Here is a 26,511-nt window from a genome sequence, read left to right on the forward strand (position 1 = left end):
TCGATAACATCCTCTGCCATAGTGCCTGACATCGGCGCGCGAGCGCCGGCACGACATACTCGCGATTTACTCGGAGTTCCGGCCTTTCCAAGCCGTCACGACCGATCCCCAGCTCTGTTATCGATATCAGAATGCCCTGTCGACGCGTAGCACGGCAGGTCGTCGGAGAACGGAGAGAGATGTCACCTCCCGGAAGAATCATCGTGGCGGTCCTCGGCACGGCCCTGGCGCTCGTGGGCGTCGGCGCGCCGACGACGACGGCTTCGCCAACGGACAGGACTTCGCCGACGGCGGCCCCGTCCTCCGCCACATATTCCGTCACCGTAGGCGCCAAAGGCTCGTGGACGCACCCGGACGACACCCCGGCCAACCCGTACATCGACAAGGACGGCACCTTCTACTTCCAGCAGGCCCATTCCCTCTACGGCGCCACCCAGGACCGCGCGTGGAGCTTCTTCACCGGGACCGACTTCGACTCGGCCGCCTTCTCCGATGCGATCGGCAACGCGGGCACGAATCCGGATACCACCGCCCTCTGCAACAACAGCCCCACCGGCGTGGAGTCCACCTACGCGCCCGGCGCTTCGGGCTACTCGCAGCGGAACTTCTGCGACCTGACCGGGATGTGGGTCGATCCGGACACCGGCGACTGGTACGGGCTGGTCCACAACGAGTTCAGTCCGCAACCCTTCGGCGACGGCGTCCACTACGACTCCATCGACTACGCGATCTCCCGGGACCGAGGCCGGACGTGGACGATCAAGGACCACGCCATCACGTCCCCCTACAGCACCAAGCGGGGTGACACCGCCGCCTTCCCGAACCAGACCTACTACTACGGCGACGGCGACCAACGGCTGTACGTGGACACCGCCTCGGGCTACTTCTACGCCTTCTACGGCTCGCGCGCCGTGGACAAGAACGGCGGCTGGAAGGCGTTCTACGCCCACGTGGCCCGGGCACCCATCTCGGGGAAGATGGCGGCCGGTTCCTGGCAGAAGTGGTACGACGGCTCCTGGTCGCAACCCGGTGTGGGCGGCAAGGAGAGCAACATGGTGCCGGTGAACTCCGCCGACACCACGGGCTACACGCCCGCGTCGAAGGAGTACGACCCGGCCAACACCGGCACGGTGGCCCAGCAGGTCGCGGCCGGCACCGCCCCGCCGACCTCGCCGCTGTTCGTCATGGACATCACGTACAACGCCTACCTCGGTCTGTACATCGGGCAGCCGCAGGCGGTCGACCAAAGCGGAAACGCGCCCCAGCAGTTCTACGCCACCGACAACCTCGCCACCCAGAAGTGGACGCTGATCGGCGACACCGGCGGCTACCACACGGCTTCGTGGTACCGCTGGTTCCTCGACGGTACGAGCAAGACCGGTTCCGCGATCGTCGGCAAGGACTTCCGCTCCTACTGCTCCTTCGGCTGCTCCGCCGGCTCCTCCGGCGAGTACGTCAACCTCGCCATCGCCGGTTCGGCGCCCGCCGTCCCGCCGTTCGACCCCGCGAAGACCTACCGCATCGGCAGCGGGGGCAACCGCGTCCTGGCCCAGGTATCCGGCGGATCCGCCACCACCTCACTCGCCGCCTCCGATGGATCGAACCTGGACGCGTGGAGCTTCGCGGCCAACGGTGACGGCTCCTACCGCATCACCAACGCCGCCACCGGCCGACTCCTCGGCGTACCCGGCACCCCGGCTGCGGGCCGTGCCTGGGGAACCGCACCCACCGTCACGCCGGCCGGCGCCGGCGGGCCGACCGTCGGCCAACAGTGGTTCGTCATCCCCACGACCTCCGCCGGCAACGGCGGGGCCGCGGGCACCTACAAGCTGGTGAACCGCTACAGCGGCCTGGTCATCGGGCTCTCCGCCACGACCGGCCGACTCGCCGAGACGACCCCGGTCCGGGCCTGGACCGATACCACCGGCAACCCCGTCGGGGCGGGCCGCACCGCCGCGGAGCAGACCCTGACCATCACGGCCATCGGCACCGGGCCCGGTTCCCTGGACGGCATCCACACCCTTACCACCGGTGGCAAGGCGCTCGACGACCCGAACCACAGCACCGCCGCGGGCACCCCACTCATCACCTGGGCCGCCGGCGCCGGCCTCAACCAGAGTTGGCGGTTCACCCGGCAGAGCGACGGCTCCTACGAACTGGCCAACGCCGAATCCGGGTTGTGCGCCGACGTCGAAGGCGCCTCCACCACGGCCGGCGCCAGGATCATCCAATGGACCTGCAACGGCCACGACAATCAGCACTGGACCGTCACCAGGCAACCCACCGGCACCTACATCGTCGCTTCCGTGCGCAGCGGACTTTCACTCACCACCGCCTCCGCCGCAAACGGCGCCCCGGTGACGCAGCAATCGGACGCTCGATCCCCGCTCCAGCGGTGGACGATCACCTGACCGGATCCGGCCTAGGGAACACCCAGGCGAGGTCCGTCCCCGCCGCCCGTGCATGTCATCGATCCCAATCCGGGGGTCGGTCGGGCCGCCTTGTATCGATATCCCGTTTGTGATCGACTGGCATCGATATCAAGGCGGCTCGACGGGGAAGGAGCCCCATGGCGAACGACGGCGCATCCCACACCGCCCGGCCTCCCGGGATGGCCGATGTCGCCAGGGTCGCGGGCGTCTCCGCACAGACCGTCTCCCGGGCGCTGGCCGGCCATCCGAACGTCCAGGCCGCGACTCTCGCGCGAGTGCTCGTCGCCGTGGATCAACTCGGCTACCGCAAGAACAACGCGGCCAGGGTGCTCTCCTCCGGCCGCAGCCGCTCCATCGGCGTGGTCACGCTACAGACCGGCTTCCACTCGCGGACCGCGCTCACCGTCGGCGTCGAACGCGCGGCGGACCGGGCCGGCTACACCGTGAGTACCGCCACCACCGCCTCGCTGGACACCTCCGCGATCGAAGCCGCGCTCGTTCGGCTGTCCGAACAACACGTCGAGGGCGTCATCCTCGCCGTGCCGCTGATCCACGTCAGCCGACGCATCGAACAGCTCACCTCCGCGGTGCCCACCATCACCGTCGACGGTTCGCGTACTGCGGCGACCGAAGTGGTGGCCGTCGACCAGCAGTTGGTGGCCCGGCTGGCCACGCGGCACCTGCTCGAACTCGGACACGAGACGGTCTGGCACGTCTCCGGGCCGCAGGAGTGGCTCGACGCGGCCAGCCGCTCGCGGGGCTGGCTCGCGACCCTGGAGGAGGAGGGCCGGTCGGCACCGCCGGTGTTGGAGGGCGACTGGTCGCCCGCCTCCGGCTATCGCAACGGCCTGATCCTGGGCAAGATCCCCGACGTCACCGCGGTCTTCGTGGCCAGCGACGAGATGGCCTTCGGGGTGATCCGCGCCCTGCACGAACTCGGCCGGCGCGTGCCCGCGGACATCTCCGTGGTGGGTGTGGACGACATCCCGTTGGCAGAGTACTGCTCGCCGTCCCTGACCACGGTGGCCCAGCCGTTCGAGGAGATGGGAGCCCTCGCGGTCGGCCACCTCCTGCGCCACATCGCCGACCCGTCGGCCCCGGAGCAACCGGCCACGGTGGAACCGGCGCTCGTGGTACGAGCCAGCACGGGACCGGCACCCGGAGCGTAGTCGCGGCCTCGCCGATCGAAGCCGCACCCCGACCGGTCCCGTGGTCGAACGCCGGTTGCACTGTCCCCGAGAGAGCCGGCGGTAGCCGCCGAATCCCTCCGCGCCCCACCGGCCGAGCGGGGGCGCGCGACGGGCCGGACGGGTCACCGAGGTGCGGCGTGCGCCCGGGCACGGCGGTGCTCCGGGTCGGGGCCGACGGCGCGACGTCAAGCGGCGACGGCGGGGTCGTGGTGGCCTCCGCGACTGGCTTGGGCTGGTGGTCGGCCGTACTGTTCGACGGTTGACAGCCGTTGGGGCTGTTGTGAGGGGGCGAAATGAATACGACGACGACCGCTGTGATCGCGTGCGCGTTGCTGGTGGTGGTGTTGGCCATGTCCATGTCGTGGGTGGGCGTTTTGATCGGACTGGCGCCGCTTGTCGTGCTCGGGGGGCGCGAGTTGTACGGGCGGTACCTGGTGGCGCGGACGGAGCGAGCCAAGAAGTAGCCGCCAAGGGCCCGCCTCCCCAGGTGGAGGGCTCCGGCATCGGCGCGCCGGCCGGGACCGGAGGCGACGGCGTTCGCAGGCGACATGTACTCGTGGCGAGAAGCGCCGCGCCCGAGTCGTCGGCAAGGCATCGGGGGGTCGTGTCCGCGGGCGATGCGCGGGCGGTGCCTCAGAGCTCCCCGTGCCCACCGGTGGCACCCCCGCTGCGGGCAATGGCCGTGAGGACGGTGAACAAGATGGTCGCTCCGAGCCACAACAGGGCCGCGGACACGTCGACGGATATCGCGATATCGGTCCTGCGGTCGCCGAAGTACACGTTCGACAGTCCCCATACGGAGGTGTCGTCGGCCCGGATCAGAGCGTAGACGAGTTCGCCCACGACGGCCGCGACCCAGAGCGAGGCGGCGACGGAGGCGCCCACCCGGACGGCGGAGCTGTCTGAGTTGCTCATGGCGGAGGCGTCCTCTTTCCGCGTGACTTTCCCGTGGCTTTCCCGTGACGTACGTGTCCGGCCGAGGGCTCGGGCACCGGGCGCGGCAAAGCCCGATTCGGCGGGGCCGGCGTCCTGGTCGGGGCGCGACCGATCGAATGGACCGAGGCACGCGACGTGCGGGGCGCGCCCGGCGGAGAGGTGGCGGTGCTCTGGTAAACCCTAGGGCGAATCCCGCCCCACGCAAAGGACTTCGGCAGTTCGTGAAGCGGAGTGACCGGACCCGTTCGGGAGTCCTCGGGGATGACGGCTCGTCGTGTAGCGAACACAAGGGGTCGCGGCGCACGCTGCTCCCGAAGCACCCACGATCAGGTCAAGTTCTGTCCCATTCCATTTTCGGAATCTCCCCGTAGACCTCGTCCGCGGAACCGGATGCCCACTCCCGTGCCACGAGAACCGGCCGGGTCTTGAGCACGTCCACGGACCGCCGAGAACGCATCACCAGGCCCAACGCCTCGATCGCGGTGTCCCCCTCGAGGGTGAAGCGAATATCCATGCCGTTGTGTTCCGCGTGGTCCATGACCTGCTCCGCCACCTTGGACGGACGTTAACCCACGAGGTCGACATCCCCGATGCGAACCTGCGGGCCCCGCTCCGCGTGCAGGGCGACGGCGCACAGTCCCGACGCGCCCTCACCGAAGTACAGCGAGACGCCGAGATCGTCGAACTCCATCCATCGCCCCGGGATGTAGGACGTGGGGTCGAGCAGGGCAGCCCGCACCTCGTCGAACGTCATACCGAACCGCAGAGGACCCACTCCCACGAATAAAATGAAATCCCACTTCACTCTGTCCCGCACGGCCCACGCTTCCTCCACGCCCCGAATCTCCTATCCCCGACCCGAAGGCCGCTTCGCGCACGCGACCACCCTCGCCACTTTCGGTCGTCGGCCAGGACGTCGTCCCATACCTGACCACCATTCGCCCGGATCGACAACCAACGGCGCAGCGACACGGCATGGCGCAGCCCGTCACGGGGGCTTTGTCCCCGGTCGCCTTCCCAACCTTCGGCGTCGTCGGGCGGTGCCGAGTCGTCCATCGCGATCAACGACAGGTGCCATTCCATCGAGCTGCCGCCGCAGGCCGGGTGCAGCCGTGACGTCAACCGCAGCTTCGACGTCGAAGGCACGGCGTTCCGCACGATCGTCGACACGCTGGGAGCGGCGACTTCCCACACCGACCGCGACTTTGAACCGATCGTGCGGTCAGCCCGCCGTCCACGGGTGGAGTTTGTCGGGGTTGCGCACGGCCCAGATGCGCGTGATCCGGTCGTGCGCGACGTCGAACGCGTACACCGCCACGATGACGCCCTCGTGCTCGATCACCAGACCGGCCCGGCCGTTGACCGTGCGCTCCAGGACCATCAGGCCGCCGGATGCCCGGACGGCGAGGTCCGTGAGGTAGCGCGCGATCCCCTCGCCGCCCTCGACCGGGTGGAGCGCGGCGGCGACCACGCCGCCGCCGTCCACCGTGAAGGTGGCGCCGGGGGCGAGGAGGCCGACGAGGGCGTTGATGTCCTGTGCGTCCCACGCCCGCTTGAAGTCCGCGACGAGGCCCGCCTGATGGGCCGCCTGGGTCTCGACGGGTCGGGAGGTTCGTACGCGGCGCCGGGCGGAGGAGGCCAGTTCGCGGCACGCCGCCGGGGTGCGGCCGGTGATCTCGGCGATCTCGGCGAACGAGAAGCCGAAGACGTCGTGCAGGACGAGTGCGACCCGTTGGGCCGGGGTCATGGATTCGAGGACGACGAGAAACGCCATGCTCACCGACTCGTCGAGCGTGACCCGGTCGGCCGGGTCCGCGGGGTCGGTCGCGGCGGTACCCGGGCGCCCGCCGATCCAGTCGGTCCGCCCGGGCAGCGGCTCCGGGATCCATTCGCCCACGTAGCGCTCGCGCCGCACACGTGCCGAGCCGAGAAGGTCCAGGCACACGCGGGTGGCGACCGTCGTCAGCCAGGCGCCGGGCGAGTCGATGGCGTCCTGCCGCTGTCGGGACATGGCGTACCAGCGGGTGTAGGTCTCCTGGACCGCGTCCTCGGCCTCGACCAGGGAACCGAGGAGCCGGTAGGCGAGACCGATCAGGTGCCGCCGCTCGCCGATGATCGCACCCAAGCCCGCGTCGGACTCGTCGTGCCGTGATGCCGCGTGATCGGTCATGGTTTCGGTGGCTCCCCAAGTTCGGATCGTCCCTCACCGGTCCGACGAGAGAGCACGTCCGATTGTCAGGTCCGCGACTCCTCCTGACGTTCCGCGGGGCCGCGTCGTCGTACCACTCGAAGACACCACCGGCCCGGAGAGCCCGGGTAGGACACCTCAGGAGACGGCGATGACCAGGATCGGAATACTCATCGGCAGCACCCGCCCCGGCCGCAAGGGCGACCGGGTCGCCCGGTGGGTTCACGAGCGGGCGGCCCGCCGCGGCGACGCCGAATTCGAGGTGATCGACCTGCTCGACCACCCGCTGCCGCACCTGGACGAGCCGCTGCCCGCGCTCGCCGGGCGGTATCGGCACGGGCACACCCGGGCATGGGCGGACACCATCGCCCGCTTCGACGGATTCGTCATGGTCACCCCGGAGTACAACGCCTCCATCCCCGGCGTCCTGAAGAACGCCATCGATTACCTGTACGCGGAGTGGACCCACAAGGCCGTCGGGTTCGTCTCCTACGGCGGTGGGGGCGGCACGCGCGCCGCCCGGCAGCTGCGGACAGTGTGCGAGCTGCTTCGGATGTCTGCCGTGACCCCACAGGTCTCGCTGTCCCTGCACACCGACTTCGAGGACGACGCGACACTCACCCCGGGTGCCCACCACGTCAGCGCCCTGGACACACTGCTGGACGACGTCGTCACCCACAGCACGGAAGGACGGACGGCCACGCCCACACAGCGCGAGACGGACGAAGCCGCGATCCGCCACCACATCGGCAAGATCATCGACGCGATCCGGGCCAAGGACCTCGAGGGCCTGAGGCGGCACTACTCCACGGACGTCGTGTCCTTCGACATCGATCCGCCGCTCCGGCACGTGGGGATCGACGCGAAACTCGCGAACTGGGCGAACGTGTTCACGTTCTTCCGGGAGGTGACCTACGAACTGCGCCACCTGATGCCCACGGTGGGCGAAGACGTGGCGTTCACGCACGCCTTCGGTCGCCTCAGCGGCACACTGCCCGACGGAACGGCGGTGGGCGGCATGTGGGTCCGGGTCACCTTCTGCTTCCGGAAGATCGACGGCGATTGGCTGATCACGCACGACCAGGTCTCCGTACCGCTGGACATGCCGGGCGGCAGGGGGGTCGTCGACCTCGAACCGTGACGCCTGCGGGCCCGTGCGGCTCCCGGGCCGGTGCGTCGTTGTCAGGGGGTTGTGTCAGAGTCTGCGCATGCCGGAGATCGTGGTGGGGACGGAGAGCGGGGGGCGGTACGTCCGCGTGTCCGCCGAGGACTTGGCCGAGTTGGTCCGGCGGATCGGCGGTGACGGTGATCGATTCCTGGTGGTCCAGCGGATACCCGACCTGCCGGACGTCTTCGCCCAGGTCTGGCACGAGGCCGGCGGGGACTACACGCTGGAGCACCGCGACGGCGCCGCCGACCGACACTTCCAGGTGACGGTCGCCGACCCCGAGGCCGTGATCGCGGCGATGACCGGCTGGGCCCGCGAGGAATCCGGCTGGGCCGCCGGTCTGGCCTGGTCGGTGCTGGACATGGGGCCGTCACGTGACGTGCCGCCGCTCGACCTGGACGAAAGCGCGTGCGAGCTGCTGGAGAGGCGGGTTCGCGAAGTGCTGGTCGGCGGGTACGCCTCCCGCGCCCAACTGGCGGAGCTTGCCGAGGAGTACCTGGTCACGGGGGATCGTCGGCCCGTGTCGCGTGAGCAGGGGACGGCGCTGGCCGATCGGTTGTGGGTGGAGCGCGTCGCGGAGCAGGCCGAGTGGCAGGGCGAGACCGACCCCGAACGGCTTGCCCGCGCGTTCGCCGTCCTTCGGGAGGCGGGCATCACCGCCCGTGAGCACTTCACCTGCTGCCGCACCTGCGGCGACTCCGAGATCGCCGGCGAAAGCAGGCCCGGCGCCCGCGGATACGTCTACTTCCACACCCAGTGCACGGACTCGGCGGCGGCAGGCCACGGATTGACGCTGCTCTACGGCGGCTTCGACGGTTCGCCCGAGACCACCGCAGCCGTCGGCCACGAGGTCGTGGCCGCGCTCGAAGCGGCCGGCCTGACCGCCGAATGGGACCGCGACCCCGGTCGGGCGATCACCGTGACCCCTCTGGACTGGCGCCGCCGCCTGGTCGGATAGCAACACCGCCGAGCCCGCCGAGAAGCGGCCTGGACACCCTCCTGCAGCCCTCGCGCCCGGCCCCGACCGCCACAAACCAGGCCGGCAACGCCACACCCCGCTGTCACCCGTATGCGCCGAAGCACGATAGTCGTCCCGAACAACGCGCCCCGAGCTGTGACTTCCTACCGACGAAGCACGCTGGTCGTCACCGGATCGGCGCGCTGCTTGTCACCATCGGCCGACAAGGCAAACGTGCTGCCACCGGCCGGGGTCGGTCCGACCACCTCCTGGACTGCCCAAAGACGTGTCCCGGTCGAATGACAACCGCGCGCGCCGGCGACCCGGGTCACAACAATCGTGTCGATGTGACGAACCGGAGGGCAGAGGAACCAGAGGAACCAGCGCGCCTCGGCACAACTCCGCGACGCCGACGGGGTTCCGGAACACCTGGACTTGGTGAGGTCCGAGGTCCCGGAGGTGGTTGAGGCGCAGTGCCGGCGACCACCTGGTCGTCCCGGCGCTGTGTCCCCGGGAGCGCCGGGAGTCCCGGTCACGTGGACGCGGCCACCGCCGCTGCCGTCGCGAGCAGTTCGGGCACCGTCCCGCTGAAGTCCGGCAACAACATCACGGCCACCGCCCACGCCTCCGGGTCGCCGCCGATCGTCGCCCGCGCGTGCTCGGCGATCATGGCCGAGGCTTCGGCGTGGCCGTCGGGGAAGACGCCGGACAGGTCCGCCAGCGCTTCCAGCAACCGCGCCGCCGGGTGGCCGAGTTCGACGAACTCCCTGACCGAGAGCACTTCGTCGGCGAGAGCGTTGCCGAACCAGCCGAGTCCGAGGCGAGCCTGCCTCGACGTGGGCGGGAGTGGCCCGGCCAGTGCCGCGAGCGCGTGCTCGCGCGAGCCGGCGGCCAACTCGACGGCCAGCCGATCGTCCACGTCCGCGGCCCGACGGAGCAGTTCGGCGGGACACGACGGATGCCGGGCGAGGAGCAGCAGCGCCGCGCGGGGCAGCGGATCGTGCTCGTGGGCCGCCATGGCCGCGGGCCAGAACGAGTCCGGCACGTACCGCGCCGCGCGGGCGGGCCGTTCGCGGATGGCGGCGACGAGTTCGTCCGGATGCTCGTGGCGCAGGGTTTCGGCGCGCAATCGGGCCAGGCCGTCGGGGGCGTTGAGGGCCCACCGCAAGGCCTGCCGCGTGGCGGGCGTGCTGCGCAGCAGCGACCGCAGCCGGGGGTCGAGCAGCGCCGCCCGGCCCTGCGCCTCCCACAGGCTGACCAGCCCCCGCAGCACGCCCGCCGGGCCCAGGTCGTCGGCGCGGCGGCGCAGCACCGTGCGGAGCAACGCGGTGTGATGGCCGTGGACCGCCTCCAGGCAGCCGTCCCGGTACCCGTTCAGCCGGCTGCGGTCGAATGCCGTCAGCCGCACGCGGGGCGACGCGTCGCGGCGGGTCGCTGTGAAAGCCGCGTACAGGGTCGCGGCGTCCGACGACTCGGCCAGCAGCACGGCGTTGATGTGCCGGTCGTGCCTGGCGAGCAGCACGCCCACCGTCTCCCGGTCGGGGATCAGGCGGCCGATGAGGGCGCCCGCGTCGATCTCCGGGTCCCGCATCAGCGCGAGGACGACGTGGCCGGCAAGCGGCTCGTTGACCCGCCTGAACACGTCGCAGACGTCGGAGGGCAGCACCGCGAGCACGGCGGCGGCGTCCTCGGGCGGGAGCCGGCCCAGCAGGCCGAGCGGGGACGTGTGGCCCCAACGCCGCGACATGGCGTGGGCGGTGTCGGGGTCGGGCGGATCGGACCCTACGAGGGGCGCTGCGGCGGCTGCCTGGTCCGGGCCGGCGGCTCTTGCGGCGTCCGCGCACAACTCGGTGAACGTCCCCGGGTAGTCCGGCGCGTGGCGCGCCAGCCACGCCCACGCGGCCGGGTCGGGGCCCGGGAGCATGCGGGCCGCTTCGTCCACGACGCGGTCGAGTGGTGCGATGCGGGGCTCGGCGTACACGGCGCGCGCGTGCCGTGTCAGGGTGGTGAGCGCGCGCCACGCGGGTCTGCCCTCGAGGGCGAATTGACGGGCGGTCAGGACGCGTCGGTCCAGCGCCGCGCTGAACGCGGTGCCCTGGCGCGCCATAGTGACGTCGAACGGCGACTCGGCGGCCAGGACGAGGGCGGCGTCCGTCGGGCAGTCGGGGTGGACGACCAACTGCCGGGCGATCTCGTCGCGGTATGGCGCGCGCAGGTGTTCGGCCGCGACCAGGTCCCAGTCGCTGCGGGAGTGTCCGTCGAGGGCCGCGCCGTCCACGCGGGTCTCGGGGTTCCGCAGCCGTTCCGCCCATGGGGTGCTCGGGTCCGGGCTCGCGCCGGCCGGCGGCGACTGCGTGCCGCGCGCCGCGGCGCCGATCGGGGCGTTGGGGACACCGGTTTCGACGTCGGAGGCGACGGTCGACAGCCCGAGGCGGAAGCGGGCCCGCGCGGCTGTCGCCGCGTCGGTGTACTCGAGCAGCAGATCGGCCGCGGACACCCGCCCGCTCTCGTCGTCTTTCACCCCGCGACGATACCGGCGATCGGACCGGGCCCGGCGGCGCGGACCCGCCGCCGTCGGAGCCGCCGGTATCGGGCCCGCCGCTGTCGGACCCGCCCGTTCACTCCTGGGAGTTCACCGTTTTGTCCCCACCTCCGCATACACCCCACCCCACCCCGACGCCGACATCCACGAGGTGAACCTCACGCAAGCCCTCCACCAACTCATGCGCCGCGCCCGCCCCGGCACGTTCGGGTATCCCCGTCCGCAACCCCCTTTCCGTGCGCCGGCCGCGTGTTGGTGGGCGCGGACGATCGTGGAGTCCACCGACACCGACCAGTCGACCCGGCCGACCGCGTCGTCACGCACCCGCACGTGCTCGAACAGCACGGACCACGTCCCGTCCGCCTCCCACCGGGAGAACCGGTGTCGTGCCCCGAGCGGTCATCCGGAATCAGGAGTGCGCGGCGTCAGGAGATCTGCGGCAGCACCCGGTCGCTCTGGCACACGTAACGCGTGCCGTCCAGGGTGAAGCACTTGAGCGGCTCCCAGTCGCGAACGCCGGGCAAGCGGTGGACGTAGAGGTCCCGACCGGCGGGGTGGAGCTCGAACTCGCTGGGAGTACCTCCCGTGAAGGTCCGGCGCAGGAACAGCGCACCGCCGCGTTCGAGGATCTCTTCGAGCACCCCCACGCGTTGGTAACGGCCCAGGTAGCCTCCCGCGTCGTGCGGTGGCCTGGTGCCGTCGGGGCCATGCGGCGGGCGGGGCGCGACGCCGGCGAGGTCGGTGAAGATCTCCCGGTACAGGTCGTGGTAGAGCGCCTGGGCGTCGCCTCCGTTGGTCAGCAGAACGACCGCGAGACGGGCGTCGGGCAGTACCCGAAGGTAGGACGACTGACCCTGGGTCCTGCCGTCGTGGCCGTACACCGCCCGACCGTCCCAGTCCCAACGGGCCCACCCCAGGCCGCGGGTTTCGCCGTTGTCCGGGGTGTTGGGCGTGGCCGTCTGGAACGAGCGCATCTCCTCGGCGGCGCGCGCCGACAGCAGCCGGGTGCCGTCGGGCCCGAGGCCGTCGTTCAGGTGCAGGCGGACGAAGGCGAGCACGTCGCCGACGCTGGAGCACACGATGCCGCACGGGCCCTGCGAGCGAGGCATCCACGTGGGATCGACGCGCGGCCGCCCGTCCGGTCCCGAGGTGTGACCGGCGGCGGCGCGATGCGCGAGCACGTCCTCCGGCAGCGTGTGGCTGCGGGTCAGGCCCAGCGGCGCGATCACGCGTTCGCGCAGCGCGGTGTCCCAGGTCGTGCCGGTGCGACGTTCGATCAGCCGGCCGGCGAGGATCAGGCCGACGTTGCAGTACGAGTACGCGCGGCCCAGCGGGTGGACCGCCGGAACGTCCTTGAGCAGGGCGGTGAACCGCTCCAGGCAGTCGTCGCCGCGTCCGGTGTCGGGGAGCACGTCGCCGTCGATCCCGCTGGTGTGGGCGAGCAGGTGACGCAGCGTCAGGCGCCTGGTCCGGTCGGGGTCGGGCAGTCGCAGTTCGGGCAGGTGGCGTACGACCGGAGTGTCGAGGTCGATTGTGCCCTCGTCCACCAGGCGCATGGCGAGTGTGGCGGTCCAGACCTTGGTGATGGAGCCGATCTGCCAGAGCGTGTCGGGCGTGGCCTCGATGCGGTCGTCGGCGTTGGCCAGACCGGCGGCGACCTTGACGACCCGGTCGCCGGCCAGAATGCCCAACGAGGCGCCGGGCACCTGGTGTCGGGCGGCCAGCGTGGCAAGCCTGGAGCGCCAGTGCCGGGCGGCGGACGTCTCGCCCGCAAGCTCCGCCTCGGCCGGTGGTGCGTCGCTCGCGTGCGCGGCCGGCGCGGCGCCGACGACCGCCGCTCCGGCCGTGCCCGCCACCGCGGCGGCGGCCAGCGAACCGCGCAGCACGGTGCGCCGGGTGGGTGTGCTTCGGGTGCCGTCGGCGGCTTCCGCCGAGGAAGGGATCCGGGGAGGGTGGGTCACGAATCTGCCTCTCGATCGATGTCGGTCGTGCAGGCGGGGGAAGCGACCGGACCGTGCGCGCCCGAAGACGCCGACGACCGTCTTGCCGTCGCTCCGGGAACACGGCGTCCACACGCGACGCGTCCCGGCGACGTCGCACCCCGGGTGCGGGCGCGTCGCTCCCCCGTTCGACGAGAGTAGGAAGCGGGGTCTCGAGCGGCATCGTTCTCACGTGGGAGGACTCGGATACCTCTCCGGTTCCCCTTACGCCCACCGCCGGTCGCGCGAACCCAGGACGAAGATCAGCCGTCCGGGGGGTTCGGAAGTCTGCGTCGGTATGGTGCGCGACCTCGCCCTCGGTGCCCGAGCCCACGACGACCACCGGGTGAACCGACGACGTGGTGCTTTCGCCACAGGGCGCCGAGCGGCCACGGTGGCGTCCGGGACGTCCGGATTCGCACCGGCCGACCCGACCGTGGGCGGATCCCGCTGACCGAAGCGGGGACGACGGCGCGGATCGAGGGCCCCGACCATCGGCACTGCCTCAACGTGGTCCGCGCGCACCGGGAGACCGAGGCGCGGCTCTTGTGCTGCCGGGGCGCACACGCGAACGTGCACGCTTCCGGCATGCTGCTCAGTTCTCGAACGGCCGGGAGGCGTCCGTATCGGAGCGGAACCCACGGCGAACGACTGTGAGGCGTCCGTATCGGAGCGGTACCCACAGCGAACGACCGTGAGCGGCAAGCGCGTTCGGCAGTGAGCCGGCCGACACCCGCCCATCGCCGCCTCCGCTACCGCATCTCCCGCTCCGCGAAGGTGCGGACGTCGCGCGGCAGGCGGCCGGGAGGCGCTGGACGGTGTCGATGGTGCGGTAGTGGATGCCGGCCACACCCGGGAGACGATCACCACGGGCCTCGGGCACCGCAACCAAGGCACATGACGTCGGAAGGGCTCGAACGCCAGGCGGCTGTTCGGCGCGGTGGTGCGGTGGTGGGCCGGCCCGGTGGGACTGCGACCTGGACGCCGTCTGGTCCGAGCGCACGGAACCCGATCGCATCGACGTGGTCCTGACGTGTCCCCGCGGCGCGACAGACACCGACCGCCATTGGCTCCAGTTCGGGCTGACCATCGAGATCTCCGCCGGCGACCCCTCCGAGCAGGCAGAGCAAATCGCGGCAGGGCTGACCGCAGGCGACCCCCGGGCCGGCGCCCGGCTCTGGGGAGGTACGCGGGAAGCCGCCGAGCAGTACGGCTACCCCTGGCCACCGAACCACCCGTAGCTCCACGAACCGCAGACCGCCGCGACCTCGATCCCCCGGGCACCCACCGCCCACGTGGCAACGGCCATCCGAGCAGACCCGCCGCCAACCCTCACCGAGAAGACCTCGGGAGCCGCCCTCGACCCGGGCCGGCGAGGAGGTCGTCACGGGCACCGACGACCCGAACACCTCTTCGGCACGCCGGAATTGCGGCGCCGGGTCCGTCCGGATCAGCTGGGCGTGCGCTCCCGGGCCGGCTGCCGGTGCACCGGCGCCGGCATTGTCGGCACGCGACGCGCCCGCATATGGTCACCCCCGCCGGTGACCGCCGCGTTCATGACGACGTGGGCGACGGCCCGGTCGGGGTCCCGGGCCGGCGCTCGACACGTACGAGACACCGATCCCCGGTCGAGGCGTCCGAGGCGGAACCCGTGCCGGTGCGAGCGACTGGGGCGCGACCACCTTGTCGGCCTCCCTGCTCCGCGACTGGGGAGGTACGGTCCGGCCGGGGCGGTCGCAACGCCAGGGGCGCTTACGGACCGAGTGTTTCGGCGGCGAGTCGCCTGCCGCGATGCGGGCTTCGACGAACCGGCAGTTTCACGAGACGCACCACCGACCGCTCGGCAACGACCTGACGCTGCGCCTGCTCGCCGTGTTCTGGGACGCCTACGACCGGCTCGCCGCCGACCTGCCTCCGATCGGCGAGTCGGCGCCCGACGTCGCGACCGGCACCGCGAGGTGTTCGAGACGGTCGCGTCCCGCGGCGCCCAGCGAGCGCGCCGAGCGTTCACGGGGCACTTCACCGGCATCCGCAACCGCGCACCCGCCGGAGACCCACGATCCCGTGACGCACGGCCGGCGCGGCCCATCGCGTCCGAGGGGGCGCGACGGGATTGCCGCGACCGGATCGCCGCGGGACAGGCCGAGGGGCCCCTCGTCTCGGACCCCGTCGCCCCGGGAAACTTTCGGAAGTGTTGCGCCCATCTTTCTCGACCGCGGCATCATCGCCGGTCACGCACCCTCCTACGAGAGGCGTTTCGAGACCCCATGCCGAGCCCGGGGCGGGGATCCCGCTCCGCATGCCTCTCGGAGTTCAACGATTTTCGTATACCCACTGTTCGGAACGCCGCTGGTCAGACGCAGCGCCTGCCGACACGAACCGGCCGGAAGGCCCGTGCGCGCCTGATGGCCGGAAACCGGGAGGCGTCGTATTCCGGCCCTCGCGGGTGGCTTTTCTGTTCTTCTTCGCGGATTCTTCCATCCTGACCATCAAGCTTGCGTTCGGTGCGTCCTGTCCTATTGTCGGGTGGTCCTTGATTACTCAGAGATATCAAGCGAACACGCCGAGAGGGCTGGTGTGAATTGAACAGCGAATTCCGTCGACTGTGGAGTCGCACGACGATGGCGGCCATGCGGGACAGGGCCGCCGCGATCGTGGGAGCGGTCGCTCTGTTGGCAGCCGTGATGCTCACCGGCGCGGCCACGGGTACGGCCGCCGCCGCAACCGAGGCGGCGCCCGCCGCGCGCGTGGGCGGGTGGACCTGCCCGGGCGAGCCGGTGCCTGCCGGGTATGTCATCACCGCCTTCGACCGCAACGGTTGTGGCGGCCGGGGAGCTTGGTTACAGCAGCCCGTTCGTGACGGGATCTGGACCTGTTCGGGCTCACCCATCGTGTCGGGGTATGTCATCGCCGGGTACGACCGCAACGGCTGCAGCGGCGTCGGCGCCTGGTACCACCGACTCGCACGGGACGGCATCTGGACCTGTTCGGGCTCACCCATCGTGTCCGGCTACGTCGTGACCGGGTACGACCGCAACGGCTGCAGCGGCATCGGCGCCTGGTACCACCAACTCGTCCGCAACGGCATCTGGACCTGCCCCGGCTCGCCCATCCCGGCCGGCTACCGGAGCACCACCTACAGCGCGAGCGGATGCAACGGACTCGGCGCCTGGTTGACCGTTCGCGCCTGACGGTCGCCGCGCGACACCGGGACGCCACGCGGCTCCCGTCGGCCGGCGGCTGCCTGTGGATTCCCACAGCGCGACCGCCGGCCGGCCGGCCGGACCCACGGTCGGACACCGGGAGGCGCGCGGCATCGCGTTGTGGTTCCCGCCTCCCCTACGCCGGGTGGGAACTCCGGCGTCGTCGCGCGGCATCGCGCCGTGCTTCCCGCCTCGCCTACGCCGGGTGGCAACTCCGGCGTCGTGCGGCCTTGCTCGGCGGGCCGCGGAGGGCACCCGGCTCAGGGCGGTGAACGGCCTTGTGCCGAAGCGGAATTGGCTGGGCGGAATTGGCTGGACGGAGGGGCGGCGATCAAGGGCGCGCCCATCGTGGTCCCGATCTACGCTCGCGCTTGGTCTCGGCCGGGGCGGGCGTTTTGGTCGTCGGCCCGTTCCGGTCGCGAGCGGAGGCGGTAGCAGCCCCCCGGTGCCGGTACCGCCGCCAAGGCGCCACCGCCGAGGGGTCGCCGGTGGGCCGCTGTCGTCGAACAGCGTGGCCTCGGCCTCGAACCGGCGACCGGGCAAACGCCGGAGCCGCCATCGCCGCCGTGGAAGGCCGGGCGGGTGGCCGACGACCGGCGGCCACCTCACCCACCGGCTACGCGTCGAAGGCGGGCTATCCGCCGGGCGGTTGGTGACCAGGCTCGGCGGGAGCGTTCTCAGACGACCGGCAACACGCGTGCCCACGTGCGGAGTTCGTCCAGGTGGCCGTCCAGCGCCAGGTTCGATTCCGCCAATATCGCCTCGAACTCCTCGTCCGTCAGCGGGCGGCAACGGAACTCGTGCACCCAGGTGGCGTCCTTGAATTCGTATTCGATGTGCACCGCGCGCACTCCGTCTCCGATCGGCTCGGAGCTGAGGATCTTCACGGCACCGTCGGGATGCCGGCTGATCCGGGGCAACTGGTCGTGCCAGCCGACGCCTTCGCGCTGGATCAGCACCACCCCGTCGTCGGCGACGTGTGCCCGACAGGCGTCGAGCATCGCCCGGCGGAACGCGGGCTCGACCGTGTGCACCAGATAGGACGCCAACAACACCACGTCGAAGCGCTCCCCGAGCCGCAGGTCCTCGATCGTGGACAGTACGGTCTTTGCCCCGCGTACCCGATCGAGCATCTCCGACGACTCGTCCACCGCCGTGACCTCCCACCCGCGCTCGACCAACGCATGGGTCACCCGCCCGGCTCCACAACCGAGTTCGAGCAGGGTACGGGCCCCTTCGCGAGCGCCGAGGGCGATCATCTCCGGCTCCTCGCGCACCGGCAGACGGTCGTACATGTCCACGGCGCACCCGTCCGGCGTGAACGCCCCGGGTCCCTCGCCGCGATACCCCTCACGAATACGCGCCATGACCGATCCCTTCCCCCGAACGACCCACGGTCGCTCACGAAACGGACAGCAACGCGCCCACCCAAACCGCAACGGCCCGGAGCTGTCAACGGTTTCGACACAATGCCGACCGATTGCGGGACGTCGACCGAGGCGCGTTCGGGCCGGATCGCGTGCCCGACTCGGCCGATGGTGATCGACTCCGACCCCGCGCGGCGCCGTATCGGACAGGACCCGGGAACTCACTCGCCGTTTCCGCGCCGGACCCGCGCTGCCCCGAACGGCGACCCGGCGCGTCATCCCGGGCGGCGGAGGAGCGGTCGACCCTGCCTCGCAGTACCGGGAGCCCGTCGGCCGGGCGAGTTGCCGGATCACGCCCTCCGGCTCGCCGGCCCGATTCCGGGATGCGTCCGCAGAGCAGGTTTCCGGGCTCGGCGGGGTCGTCGCTCATCCAGAACTGGGACCACAGGAGGGCGAATTCCGGCCGGCTCAGGTAGCCGTCGCCGTCGAGGTCGAGCAGGTCGAAGACCGCGTCCGTGTCGACGCTGCGGCCGTACCAGGTCTCGACGAGGCGGCGGTGTTCGGTGCGGGAGATTCGGCCGTCGCGGTTCTCGTCGATGGCGTCGAAGATGATCCGAGCGGTGGCCGTGACGGCCTCCGGCATGGAATGCAGCCGGTCCATGAGGGCGTGGACCTCGTGGACGTCGACCCTGCCGTCGTTGTCGGTGTCGGCCACCGACAACTGCCCGCCATCGGACACTGGTCCACGACGCCGACGGTGAACCGGTGACCGCTCACCGGAAGCAGTACCCATTGCTCTCGACTGGATGCGCGCCCTACTCCTGTCACCGCAGTGGCCGGAAGAAGTCCCGCAGGTCGCGGGCCAGTTGCTCGGGTTCCTCGTGGGCCATGAAGTGCCCGCCGCGCTCCGGGGTGCGCCACTGCCGCAGGTCGGTGAAGATCCGCTCGGCGAGGCCGCGCGGCATGCCGCGGAACGCCGGCTCGTTACTCAGCGTCACGGCGCCGGGGACGGCGATCGGCGGCACCGGCCGGTTGCGCGGCCAGTCGTAGTACTCGCGGAACGAGGTGCCGATCGACCCGGTCGCCCAGTACAGCGTCGCCACCGTCAGCAGCGTGTCGCGGTCCCAGCGCGTCGCCACATCGCCTCCGCAGTCGCTCCAGTCGCGGTACTTGTCCACGATCCACGCCAGCAGCCCCGCCGGGGAGTCGACCAGCGCGGCCGCGACGGTGTCCGGGCGGGTGGACATGATCCCGCTGTAGCCGCCGTCGGCGGCGTCGTACCCGGCCAGCGCGTCGAGGAACTCCCGCTCCTCGGGCGTCGGCGGCGTCGCACCGAAGTCGGTCGGGACCACCGACGAGGTGACCAGTACGCCGGCCACCTCGTCCGGAAACAGCGCGCCGAGCCACTGTGTGATCCCGCCGCCGATGTCGCCCCCCTCCGCACCGAAGCGCGGGTAGCCGAGCACGTCGACCATGAGCGCGTGCCACGTCTCGGCGACGGCGCGCCGCGTGAACGGGCCGCTCGGCGGCTCGGAGAAGGCGAACCCGGGCAGCGACGGGATCACTACGTCGAACGCGTCCGCCGGGTCTGCACCGTGTGCACCCGGGTCGGTCAGCAGTTCGGCGATCCGCAGCATCTCCACGAAGCTGCTCGGCCATCCGTGGCTGAGCACCAGCGGCAGAGGTGCCGGCGCTGCGGCCGGGCCCTTGCCGCGCATGTGCACGAAGTGCACCTTGCGGCCGCCGACTTCGGCGTGGAAGTGCGGGTAGGCGTTCAGCCGGGCCTCGGCCGCCCGCCAGTCGAAGCCGTCCGCCCAGTACGCCACGAGCTCGCGGAGGTCGCCGGGATCGACCCCGGCCGCCCAGTGCACCGCGTCCGTCGCGGTGGTGAACCGGGTGCGTACCAGCCGCTCGCGCAGGTCGTCGAGCACGTGGTCTGGAACCGAGATGTGGTATCGCTCCGTGCTCATGTGTCCTTCGGTGGTTCGTCCGCCGGCAGGGCGCGTGCCCCCGGGACGACCGGGGCGCGGCCGGCGAGGGCATCGCATCGATAGCTGAAAACACCGACCGGTCTCCGCTGATTCCGGATGGCTGATTCCGGACAGTCGTAGGGGCAGCCGGCGATCCGGTATCCGCCCAGGCCGTTTCGCACGGATCGTTGTGTGGCCCAGCGCAGGCCGTCCGCCGGTACTCGATGCCCTGATCGACCTCGCTCGGCTGCGCATCCGCGCCGGAGACGGCCTCGGCATCCACCACGGCCGCCACCCGCGACGAACACCGCAAGATACGAAGCTTGTTGTGGGCCGTTCTCCTCACCTCCACGCCCGCGCAAGCGCATCGATGAACGAGTTCTGAAGGTCGCGTTCCGCGGCTCGAAGGGGGCTGCCGAAGAACGCGGCATTCGCGTCGCGCAAGCCGATCTCCAGAACCTGCGTGGTCACAAGAACGGCATCCGCCCCGTGAACACCTCTGTCGAACAGATACCTCTGCAACTCCTCCGGATCCGGTGACGACCCCAGCTCCGCACGGGTCTCTTGCGCAATTGCCTTGATGCCGGCCATGCGGTCCGGATCCACCCGCAGTCCCCTCCTTGTCCGCAGCGCCCCGGCTACCCCGTCGAGGCAGCCTCGGCTTCCGGCCCGCCCAATCGTCTCGGCCGTGGCCGTAGCCGTTACGCGTCACGCCTGCGCACTGCGGCCAGCGCGGCGACGGTCGCCGCCATCGCCCACACGGCCATGACACCGATGCCGAGCCACGGGTCGACCTCGTGCGCGTTGAAGTCGCGCAGTCGCATGATGCGTTGGCCCGCCTTGTCCGGCAGGAACCGGGCCACTTCGCGCACGCCGGGTATGGCCGTGAGCGCGGCCGTGCCCAGAAACAACAGGGGCATCAGCAGGCCCATCGAGGCCATCGGGGTGCGCAGCAGGAATGCGGCCCCCGCACACAGCACCGCCAACAGGGTCAGATACGCGGCATGTCCGAACGCCGTGCGCCAAGTCTCCGTCGCGGTCAGAGAGATGTCGCCGGCGGGCATGACCAGGCGGGCGAGCAGCGTACAGCTCAGGCTCGATGCGACGGCGGTGACCAGGGCGATCGCGGTGATCACCGTCAACTTCGCGGTGGCGAACACCCGGCGATCGGGCACCGCAGCCAGCGACGAGCAAATCGTGCCGCTGCCGTACTCTCCGGCCACGGCGAGGACGGCGAAGGCCACGAGTGCCATCTGCCCGAAGTTGACGCCGTAGTGCACCAGGGTGAAGGGGTCGTATTCGGCGCCGTCCTCCCGGCGCTGCCCCTCGGCGACGAACGCGCTGACGAGGGTGCTCACTCCGGCGATCAGAACCACGGTCGCCAGGGGCAGCCATGCGGTCGAGGGCACCGAACGGATCTTGGTCCATTCGGCGCGCACGGCGGCCGGGAACATCGAATCGGTCCCGACCATCCGCGCCGTTGTCATCGTGCTCACGCCCGGCCACCTCCCACGAATTGCTCACGCCCGGCGGTCAGCCGGAGATAGACGTCTTCCAATGCCTCGCCCGTACCGACGAATTCGTTCAGTGCCGTGTCGGCGAGCAGTCGCCCGCCGGCTATCACCACGAGGTGGTCGGCGGTGAGCGCCATCTCGCTCATCAGGTGGCTCGACACGAAGACCGTGCGCCCCTCGGCGGCGAGCGATCGCATCAAGTCGCGGATCCAGCGGATGCCCTCGGGATCCAGGCCGTTGACCGGCTCGTCGAAGATCAACACCTCGGGGTCGCCGAGTAGCGCGGCGGCTATGCCCAGGCGCTGGCGCATGCCCAGCGAGTAGCCGCCGGTGCGACGCCGGGCCGCATCGGTCATGCCGACCTCGGCCAACACTTCGTCGACGCGCGAGACCGGTATGCGGTTGGACTGCGCGAGGTAGAGCAGGTGGTCGTACCCTCGTCGACGCTTGTGCACAGCACCGGCGTCGAGCAGGGCTCCCACGTGTCGCAGCGGCTCGCGCAGCTCGGTGTACTCCCGGCCGCCGATCGTGATGCCACCGGACGTGGGCCGGTCCAGCCCCAAGGCCATCCGCATCGTGGTCGACTTGCCCGAGCCGTTGGGGCCGAGGAAGCCGGTCACGGCGCCGGAGGCGACCTCGAAGGAGAGGTCGTCGACGGCGAGCACGTCGCCATAACGCTTGGTCAGGTTCCGGATCCGGATCATGTGTTTCGCTCCCTGAGGTGCGGTCGGCTCGTGGGGTCGGCCACGGGGTCGGGCCGTCCGCTTGCCGCGGTGCCTCAAGGTTGCGATGTCGGGGTACTTCGCCGGATCCCCCGACCGTGGGGACGACCTCCCCCGCACGGGGGAGGTTCGAGGCAGAGCGACCCGGCACGATGATGGGATGTTCCAGTACGCACCACGCTGCCCGCCCCGTCCGGCCGCTCGTCGCACCCATCACCTACACGCGTACGTTCGACCTGTCCTCGAGCCACCGTCCCAACTTCGCGGCTGCCATGGCCTTCCCGGCCTCGGTGACGGCGTCGGGCTCGGATATCCGATGCCCCGGTTCCCCCGCCGACGCCGACACCGACCACCTTCGGGCTTCGTCGCCGAGGCACCGCTTCGAGGTATTCGGGGGCTGCCCGCTGCTCCGGCCCGACAACGAGGGCGACACACGATCACGCAACCCGGGCCGGATCGACCCGCCCTCGCCACCGCGGGGATCGTAAAGCCGAGACTCACCCGCCCGCTCACGGTAACGCTCAACAGACGCCCTCGCGCTCGTCTATTCGCTGGTCGCTTCGATCACGCCGGCGCTACCCTGCACCGAGAACGCGGAGCGGATCATCCCGTTCTCCGTGCCGCAGCAAGCAATCCCGCGAGCCGGCGATCCACCGAGCCAAGGGCCGACGATGGGTAATCCAGTGAAGGATGGGGCTGACGAGGGGCGCATGGAGCCGGCTGATTTCTATACCGGAATCGTCGCGGAGTCCTATGGGCCGTTGAAGTCCTTCTCCCCGGACCCCGAGAGCTACGTAAACTTCGTGCGTGAAGTGGGTGGCCCGGCGCTGGAGTTGGGTTGCGGCGACGGCGATCCGCTGCTCGCTCTGCGCCGAATCGGCCTGGATGTCGAAGGTGTCGACTCCTCTGCGGACATGCTGGAGCGCTGCCGGCGTCGGGCCGATGAGGCGGGTATCACCGTCACCCTCCACCATCAACGCATGGAGGCGCTCGACCTGCCGCGGCGATTCCGCGCGATCTTCCTGGCCGGCCCGACCTTCAACCTCTTGCCGGACGACACCGCCGCCGGCGCCGCCCTCCGAAGCGTGCGGCACCACTTGGTCGACGGCGGGTCCGCGTTGATCCCGCTGCACGTCCCCTCACCCACCCCACCCGATCGCATCGGGCGGGTACGAACCGCCACCGCCGACGACGGCGCCGAGTTGCGATTCTCCCTGGTGTCCGAGGAACACGACGAAAGAACACGAACCCAAACCTCCCTGCTGCGCTATGAACGCCTCGCGAGAGACGGGAGCACCGTCGTGGAGCGCCCATGGCTGCTGCATTGGTACACCCGCTCCGGATTCGAGGAACTCGCCACAGCGGCCGGGCTGACGACCGTGTCGGTCGCGGACGGGGACGACAATCCCGTCGAGGATGACGCCGCCTACATGGTCTTCCGACTCCGCGCCGACCACCGCCGGTAGCAAAGAACATCCACCGGGCGGCGAAGGTGGGTACGTCGTCGCCGGTCGTCACGGGTGCCGGTCGCCGCCGCTTTCCCGTCATCCTTCCTGATCCGTTCGTCCTTCCTGATCCGTTCGTGGGAACCCGGCGATGAGGTGGGACACCAGTTGCCCTGGCGCGTCCTCCTGAAGGAGGTGGCCCGCCCCCTCGATCCAGTGCAGTTCGGCGTGCGGAATGCGCGCGTGCAGCCACTCGGCGTACTCCGGGGGCAGGATGCGGTCCTCGCGGCCCCAGACGATGCGCACCGGAATCGAGATCCCACCGAGCAGGTGCTCGTACTCGGCAGTGTCCGCCTGCCTGATCTGGCGGTACTGGCGGTAGAACGCGGCCTGTCCCGCCGGCCCTCGCCACGGTTCGAGAAACGCGTCGAGGACCCCGGGGCGGAAGCCGACGTGCGTCGCGTGCCGCATGTGGCTCGCGACCAGCGCCTCGTGTGCGTAGTCCGGAAGCTGCCCCAGGACATCCGCGTGCTCCAGGATGAGCCGGAAGAGTCCACGCTCCCACTCACCGCCGCTTACCGCGTCGAAGAGCGTCAGGTCGCGGTAGTCCCTCCCCTCCGACAGCAGCGTCCGCAGCGCCACGGCCCCGCCGATGTCGTGCGCCACGACGCTGGGACGGGACAGCTCCCAATGGTCGAGGAGCCGGGCGAAGTTCCTCCCGTGGGCCACCAAACCGAGGTCCTGGCCCTCGCGCCGGTCGGACCGGCCGAAGCCGAGATGGTCGAAGACGAAGACCGTGCGCGTACGGGCGAGCGCCGGAGCGATGTCCCGCCAGAGGAAGGAGGAATACGGGGTACCGTGCACCAATACGACCGGATCCCCGCTGCCCATCACCCCCCATCGCACCACGCCCTCGGGCGTCTCGAATTCCTCGCCGAGTGTCCAGCTCATGCCTTGATCTCCTGCTCCGTCTCCTCTTCCGCGCATGATCGGCACCTTTACCCGGGAACACGCCCGATACCGCTGCGGACGGAATGGCCTCCCGAGGGCGTCGACAACACCCCGAGTGAGCGTGGCGCTGCGACCCGAGCGTGGCGCTGCGACGACCGACCCAAATGTCCGCGTGATTCGACGCACGACCCGGATGGCGTTTGGTGTCGGGCGTGGGGGGTTCTCGGTGGTCGACGCGCGCGCGACGGGGTCGACGGATACTCGTCGGGCACAGCGCGGTCCGATGCGGCGGGTTCGCCGCCGGACGCCTCGACCACGACCGCACCCGGAGACTCGTCATGCTCGGCGTGGTGTGGTCACACCCCGACGCCGCCGTCGACGACGGACTGGCCGCCCACGCCACCAGGAGCGCGAGGGTCAGTACCTGCTTCCGACGAACCGGTTCAGGACCTGCCGGCCAGCCACCGCTCCGCGCGGCCCTGCTTGTCCTCGTCGCCGGACGTCCGGGCCGAATGCAGCAGGCGTGCCTTCAGTGCCTCGGGGACGGCATCGATGTCGCTCTGCTGGTTGTGCCGCGTCTTCCACCCGACGAGGTGACGTACGGCCCCCGCGTGGTGGCGCGCGTCGGCCCTCGGATCCTGCAGGGCAGCGATGATGTCGCCGATGGGCAGGTCCTTGAGGAGCAGGCTCGGCACGTCTTCGTGCACCGGATATCCGGAACATCGGCCGGTACCGCCGCTGTGCCACGCAAGAAGCGCCAGTGCTCGGCCGGTGGAATCGGGGATTGCCTGCCGCACCCGATCGTGAAGCTCGACCAGGAACCCCGATGACACGATTTCGGGGCTCCTGGACAGTCCGAGGAGCCGGTCGGAAAGGTCATCGAGTGCGTCCGGCATCGCCGCGAGCCAGCGCTCTTCCTCCAGTTTGCGCTGCACACGGCGGAGTTCGTCTTCCTCGGCTTTCCGCAGCGGGCCAGGTGCGCCGCGTGCGTGGAGCCAACGCAGCAGCCCCTGGCCGTCGGTCAGGACGGCGTCACCTGCCCAGCCCTCCCAACGCAGCATCGCACCATGGTGGAGGACCACGGCGGTCAGATGTCGTGCGTCCGCGTCGAAAAACTCGAACCTGACATCGCCGCCGCACATGCAGCGCCACTGCAGCGGTGACTCCACCGACATGGCAACGCGCAGGCGGTCACGCTCGGCCCGATCCGACAGATCCACAACGATCTTTCCGTCGATCAGGCCCCCGGACGACGAGATGGAGGAGGAAATGCGGACTCGGACAGCACTTCGCAGGACGTCATCCAGCGCGCTCGTCTCCGGCACGGTCGGTTCTCCTCTCCCCTCTCGGCGGCGTCAGCCGGTGGAGCGTTCGCGTCGCCGCCTGAGTGAACAATCGTCGACACAGCTCAGGTGGGCCGTCAAGGCCGTCGCCGCCCGTGCCTGGGCCGCGTCCGTCGAGGGCAACGTCCTGGTCCGCCCCCACTCGGCCACCTCGGCGGCGCCCTACACGCCGGACGCCGACTCGCCCCGGGACGGTTCCCCGCGGCGTGAGTGCCGCCTTCCCCCGCCCTGTCCGTCCGTTTCTCGACGGCGTTGCCCGATTTTCTCGAACCCTGCCCCGCCCAGCTCGACCGACGCCTTGCCTGGGCACGCCACCCCTCGTCCGGGGTGCGTGTCGGGCGTGGGAGCTTGCGTCAGCATGCCGCGCCCCCAGAAGCCGATGCCGGACCCGGCCGACGCCGGAAGGCCGGTCGACACGTGTGGGCCGCCCGCGGAACTCCCCCGGCGCCGGGCGCCCACGGTTGACGAACGAGGACGACAACCCTGGCTGTAACCCCTGGGACGGCCGGGCCCCCGGAGATTCCCCCGGAACCCGCGCTGCCTCTGCCCTGGCCCGTCGCCACCACGACGACCTCCTGCGCGACGGACGATCCGCGCGACTCG

Annotated in this window: 21 protein-coding genes and 2 pseudogenes; 8 read left to right on the top strand and 15 right to left on the bottom strand. The window is 70.7% G+C overall.

What is annotated here, in order from left to right:
* Window positions 1–179 precede the first annotated feature (179 nt).
* The 3 genes from ACFZBU_RS43200 (at window position 180) to ACFZBU_RS43210 (ending at window position 4,086) form a co-directional block, all read left to right on the top strand.
* Window positions 180–2,411, top strand: a complete 2,232-nt coding sequence (locus ACFZBU_RS43200) for an RICIN domain-containing protein (RefSeq protein WP_391589279.1) — start codon at window positions 180–182, stop codon at window positions 2,409–2,411.
* Window positions 2,412–2,569: 158 nt separating this feature from the next.
* Window positions 2,570–3,601, top strand: a complete 1,032-nt coding sequence (locus ACFZBU_RS43205) for a LacI family DNA-binding transcriptional regulator (RefSeq protein ID WP_391589280.1) — start codon at window positions 2,570–2,572, stop codon at window positions 3,599–3,601.
* A 314-nt stretch (window positions 3,602–3,915) separates the two neighbouring features.
* Complete coding sequence (locus ACFZBU_RS43210) at window positions 3,916–4,086, top strand: hypothetical protein (protein ID WP_391589281.1); 171 nt, start codon at window positions 3,916–3,918, stop codon at window positions 4,084–4,086.
* Window positions 4,087–4,255: 169 nt separating this feature from the next.
* Here ACFZBU_RS43210 and ACFZBU_RS43215 read toward each other — a convergent pair whose 3' ends face one another.
* The 4 genes from ACFZBU_RS43215 to sigJ all read right to left on the bottom strand — a co-directional run bounded on the left by ACFZBU_RS43215 (window position 4,256) and on the right by sigJ (window position 6,728).
* Window positions 4,256–4,537, bottom strand: coding sequence for a hypothetical protein (locus ACFZBU_RS43215; RefSeq protein WP_391589282.1), 282 nt, complete (start codon window positions 4,535–4,537; stop codon window positions 4,256–4,258).
* A gap of 352 nt (window positions 4,538–4,889) precedes the next feature.
* On the bottom strand, window positions 4,890–5,111 hold the full coding sequence (locus ACFZBU_RS43220) for a hypothetical protein (RefSeq protein ID WP_391589283.1): 222 nt from the start codon (window positions 5,109–5,111) through the stop codon (window positions 4,890–4,892).
* Window positions 5,112–5,123: 12 nt separating this feature from the next.
* Window positions 5,124–5,339, bottom strand: a complete 216-nt coding sequence (locus ACFZBU_RS43225) for a hypothetical protein (protein ID WP_391589284.1) — start codon at window positions 5,337–5,339, stop codon at window positions 5,124–5,126.
* A gap of 441 nt (window positions 5,340–5,780) precedes the next feature.
* Window positions 5,781–6,728 carry an RNA polymerase sigma factor SigJ gene (gene sigJ / locus ACFZBU_RS43230; RefSeq protein ID WP_391589285.1) on the bottom strand — a complete coding sequence of 316 codons (948 nt, stop codon included), beginning with the start codon at window positions 6,726–6,728 and terminating at the stop codon, window positions 5,781–5,783.
* Window positions 6,729–6,897: 169 nt separating this feature from the next.
* Between sigJ and ACFZBU_RS43235 the strand changes: the two genes are divergently transcribed.
* Together ACFZBU_RS43235 and ACFZBU_RS43240 are read left to right on the top strand one after the other, a co-directional pair.
* Window positions 6,898–7,887 (top strand): NAD(P)H-dependent oxidoreductase, encoded by a 990-nt coding sequence (locus ACFZBU_RS43235; protein ID WP_391589286.1) that lies wholly within the window; start codon window positions 6,898–6,900, stop codon window positions 7,885–7,887.
* A gap of 67 nt (window positions 7,888–7,954) precedes the next feature.
* A complete protein-coding gene (locus ACFZBU_RS43240; RefSeq protein WP_391589287.1) occupies window positions 7,955–8,872 on the top strand; it encodes a DUF6891 domain-containing protein in 918 nt (305 codons plus the stop codon).
* A gap of 532 nt (window positions 8,873–9,404) precedes the next feature.
* On the opposite strand, the gene ACFZBU_RS43245 is transcribed toward ACFZBU_RS43240, so the two are convergent.
* From ACFZBU_RS43245 to ACFZBU_RS43255, 3 genes and pseudogenes are all read right to left on the bottom strand, one after another.
* Window positions 9,405–11,393 (bottom strand): hypothetical protein, encoded by a 1,989-nt coding sequence (locus ACFZBU_RS43245; RefSeq protein WP_391589288.1) that lies wholly within the window; start codon window positions 11,391–11,393, stop codon window positions 9,405–9,407.
* Window positions 11,394–11,639: 246 nt separating this feature from the next.
* Window positions 11,640–11,795 (bottom strand): annotated as a pseudogene (locus tag ACFZBU_RS43250) (IS5/IS1182 family transposase); the annotation flags it as partial.
* A 44-nt stretch (window positions 11,796–11,839) separates the two neighbouring features.
* Window positions 11,840–13,375 (bottom strand): serine hydrolase domain-containing protein, encoded by a 1,536-nt coding sequence (locus ACFZBU_RS43255; protein WP_391589289.1) that lies wholly within the window; start codon window positions 13,373–13,375, stop codon window positions 11,840–11,842.
* A gap of 1,040 nt (window positions 13,376–14,415) precedes the next feature.
* On the opposite strand from ACFZBU_RS43255, the gene ACFZBU_RS43260 reads away from it, so the two are divergent.
* Entirely contained in the window at window positions 14,416–14,634 is a 219-nt protein-coding gene (locus tag ACFZBU_RS43260) for a hypothetical protein (RefSeq protein WP_391589290.1), read from the top strand.
* 1,389 nt (window positions 14,635–16,023) lie between these two features.
* Window positions 16,024–16,584 (top strand): hypothetical protein, encoded by a 561-nt coding sequence (locus ACFZBU_RS43265; RefSeq protein ID WP_391589291.1) that lies wholly within the window; start codon window positions 16,024–16,026, stop codon window positions 16,582–16,584.
* 689 nt (window positions 16,585–17,273) lie between these two features.
* On the opposite strand, the gene ACFZBU_RS43270 is transcribed toward ACFZBU_RS43265, so the two are convergent.
* From ACFZBU_RS43270 to ACFZBU_RS43295, 6 genes and pseudogenes are all read right to left on the bottom strand, one after another.
* Window positions 17,274–17,963 (bottom strand): class I SAM-dependent methyltransferase, encoded by a 690-nt coding sequence (locus ACFZBU_RS43270; protein ID WP_391589292.1) that lies wholly within the window; start codon window positions 17,961–17,963, stop codon window positions 17,274–17,276.
* Between the two features lie 85 nt (window positions 17,964–18,048).
* Window positions 18,049–18,702, bottom strand: coding sequence for an EF-hand domain-containing protein (locus tag ACFZBU_RS43275; protein WP_391589293.1), 654 nt, complete (start codon window positions 18,700–18,702; stop codon window positions 18,049–18,051).
* Between the two features lie 85 nt (window positions 18,703–18,787).
* Window positions 18,788–19,933 carry an epoxide hydrolase family protein gene (locus tag ACFZBU_RS43280; RefSeq protein ID WP_391589294.1) on the bottom strand — a complete coding sequence of 382 codons (1,146 nt, stop codon included), beginning with the start codon at window positions 19,931–19,933 and terminating at the stop codon, window positions 18,788–18,790.
* Between the two features lie 342 nt (window positions 19,934–20,275).
* Window positions 20,276–20,539 (bottom strand): hypothetical protein, encoded by a 264-nt coding sequence (locus tag ACFZBU_RS43285; protein ID WP_391589295.1) that lies wholly within the window; start codon window positions 20,537–20,539, stop codon window positions 20,276–20,278.
* Between the two features lie 95 nt (window positions 20,540–20,634).
* Complete coding sequence (locus ACFZBU_RS43290; RefSeq protein ID WP_391589296.1) at window positions 20,635–21,429, bottom strand: ABC transporter permease; 795 nt, start codon at window positions 21,427–21,429, stop codon at window positions 20,635–20,637.
* A 77-nt stretch (window positions 21,430–21,506) separates the two neighbouring features.
* A pseudogene (locus tag ACFZBU_RS43295) lies at window positions 21,507–22,151 on the bottom strand (ABC transporter ATP-binding protein); the annotation flags it as partial.
* Window positions 22,152–22,879: 728 nt separating this feature from the next.
* On the opposite strand from ACFZBU_RS43295, the gene ACFZBU_RS43300 reads away from it, so the two are divergent.
* Window positions 22,880–23,635 (top strand): class I SAM-dependent methyltransferase, encoded by a 756-nt coding sequence (locus ACFZBU_RS43300; protein ID WP_391589297.1) that lies wholly within the window; start codon window positions 22,880–22,882, stop codon window positions 23,633–23,635.
* A 78-nt stretch (window positions 23,636–23,713) separates the two neighbouring features.
* On the opposite strand, the gene ACFZBU_RS43305 is transcribed toward ACFZBU_RS43300, so the two are convergent.
* Both ACFZBU_RS43305 and ACFZBU_RS43310 read right to left on the bottom strand, forming a co-directional pair.
* Window positions 23,714–24,565 (bottom strand): alpha/beta fold hydrolase, encoded by an 852-nt coding sequence (locus ACFZBU_RS43305; protein ID WP_391589298.1) that lies wholly within the window; start codon window positions 24,563–24,565, stop codon window positions 23,714–23,716.
* Between the two features lie 443 nt (window positions 24,566–25,008).
* A complete protein-coding gene (locus ACFZBU_RS43310; RefSeq protein WP_391589299.1) occupies window positions 25,009–25,890 on the bottom strand; it encodes a hypothetical protein in 882 nt (293 codons plus the stop codon).
* Window positions 25,891–26,511 lie beyond the last annotated feature (621 nt).

This window comes from Embleya sp. NPDC008237 (genome assembly GCF_042956465.1).
GTDB lineage: Bacteria > Actinomycetota > Actinomycetes > Streptomycetales > Streptomycetaceae > Embleya.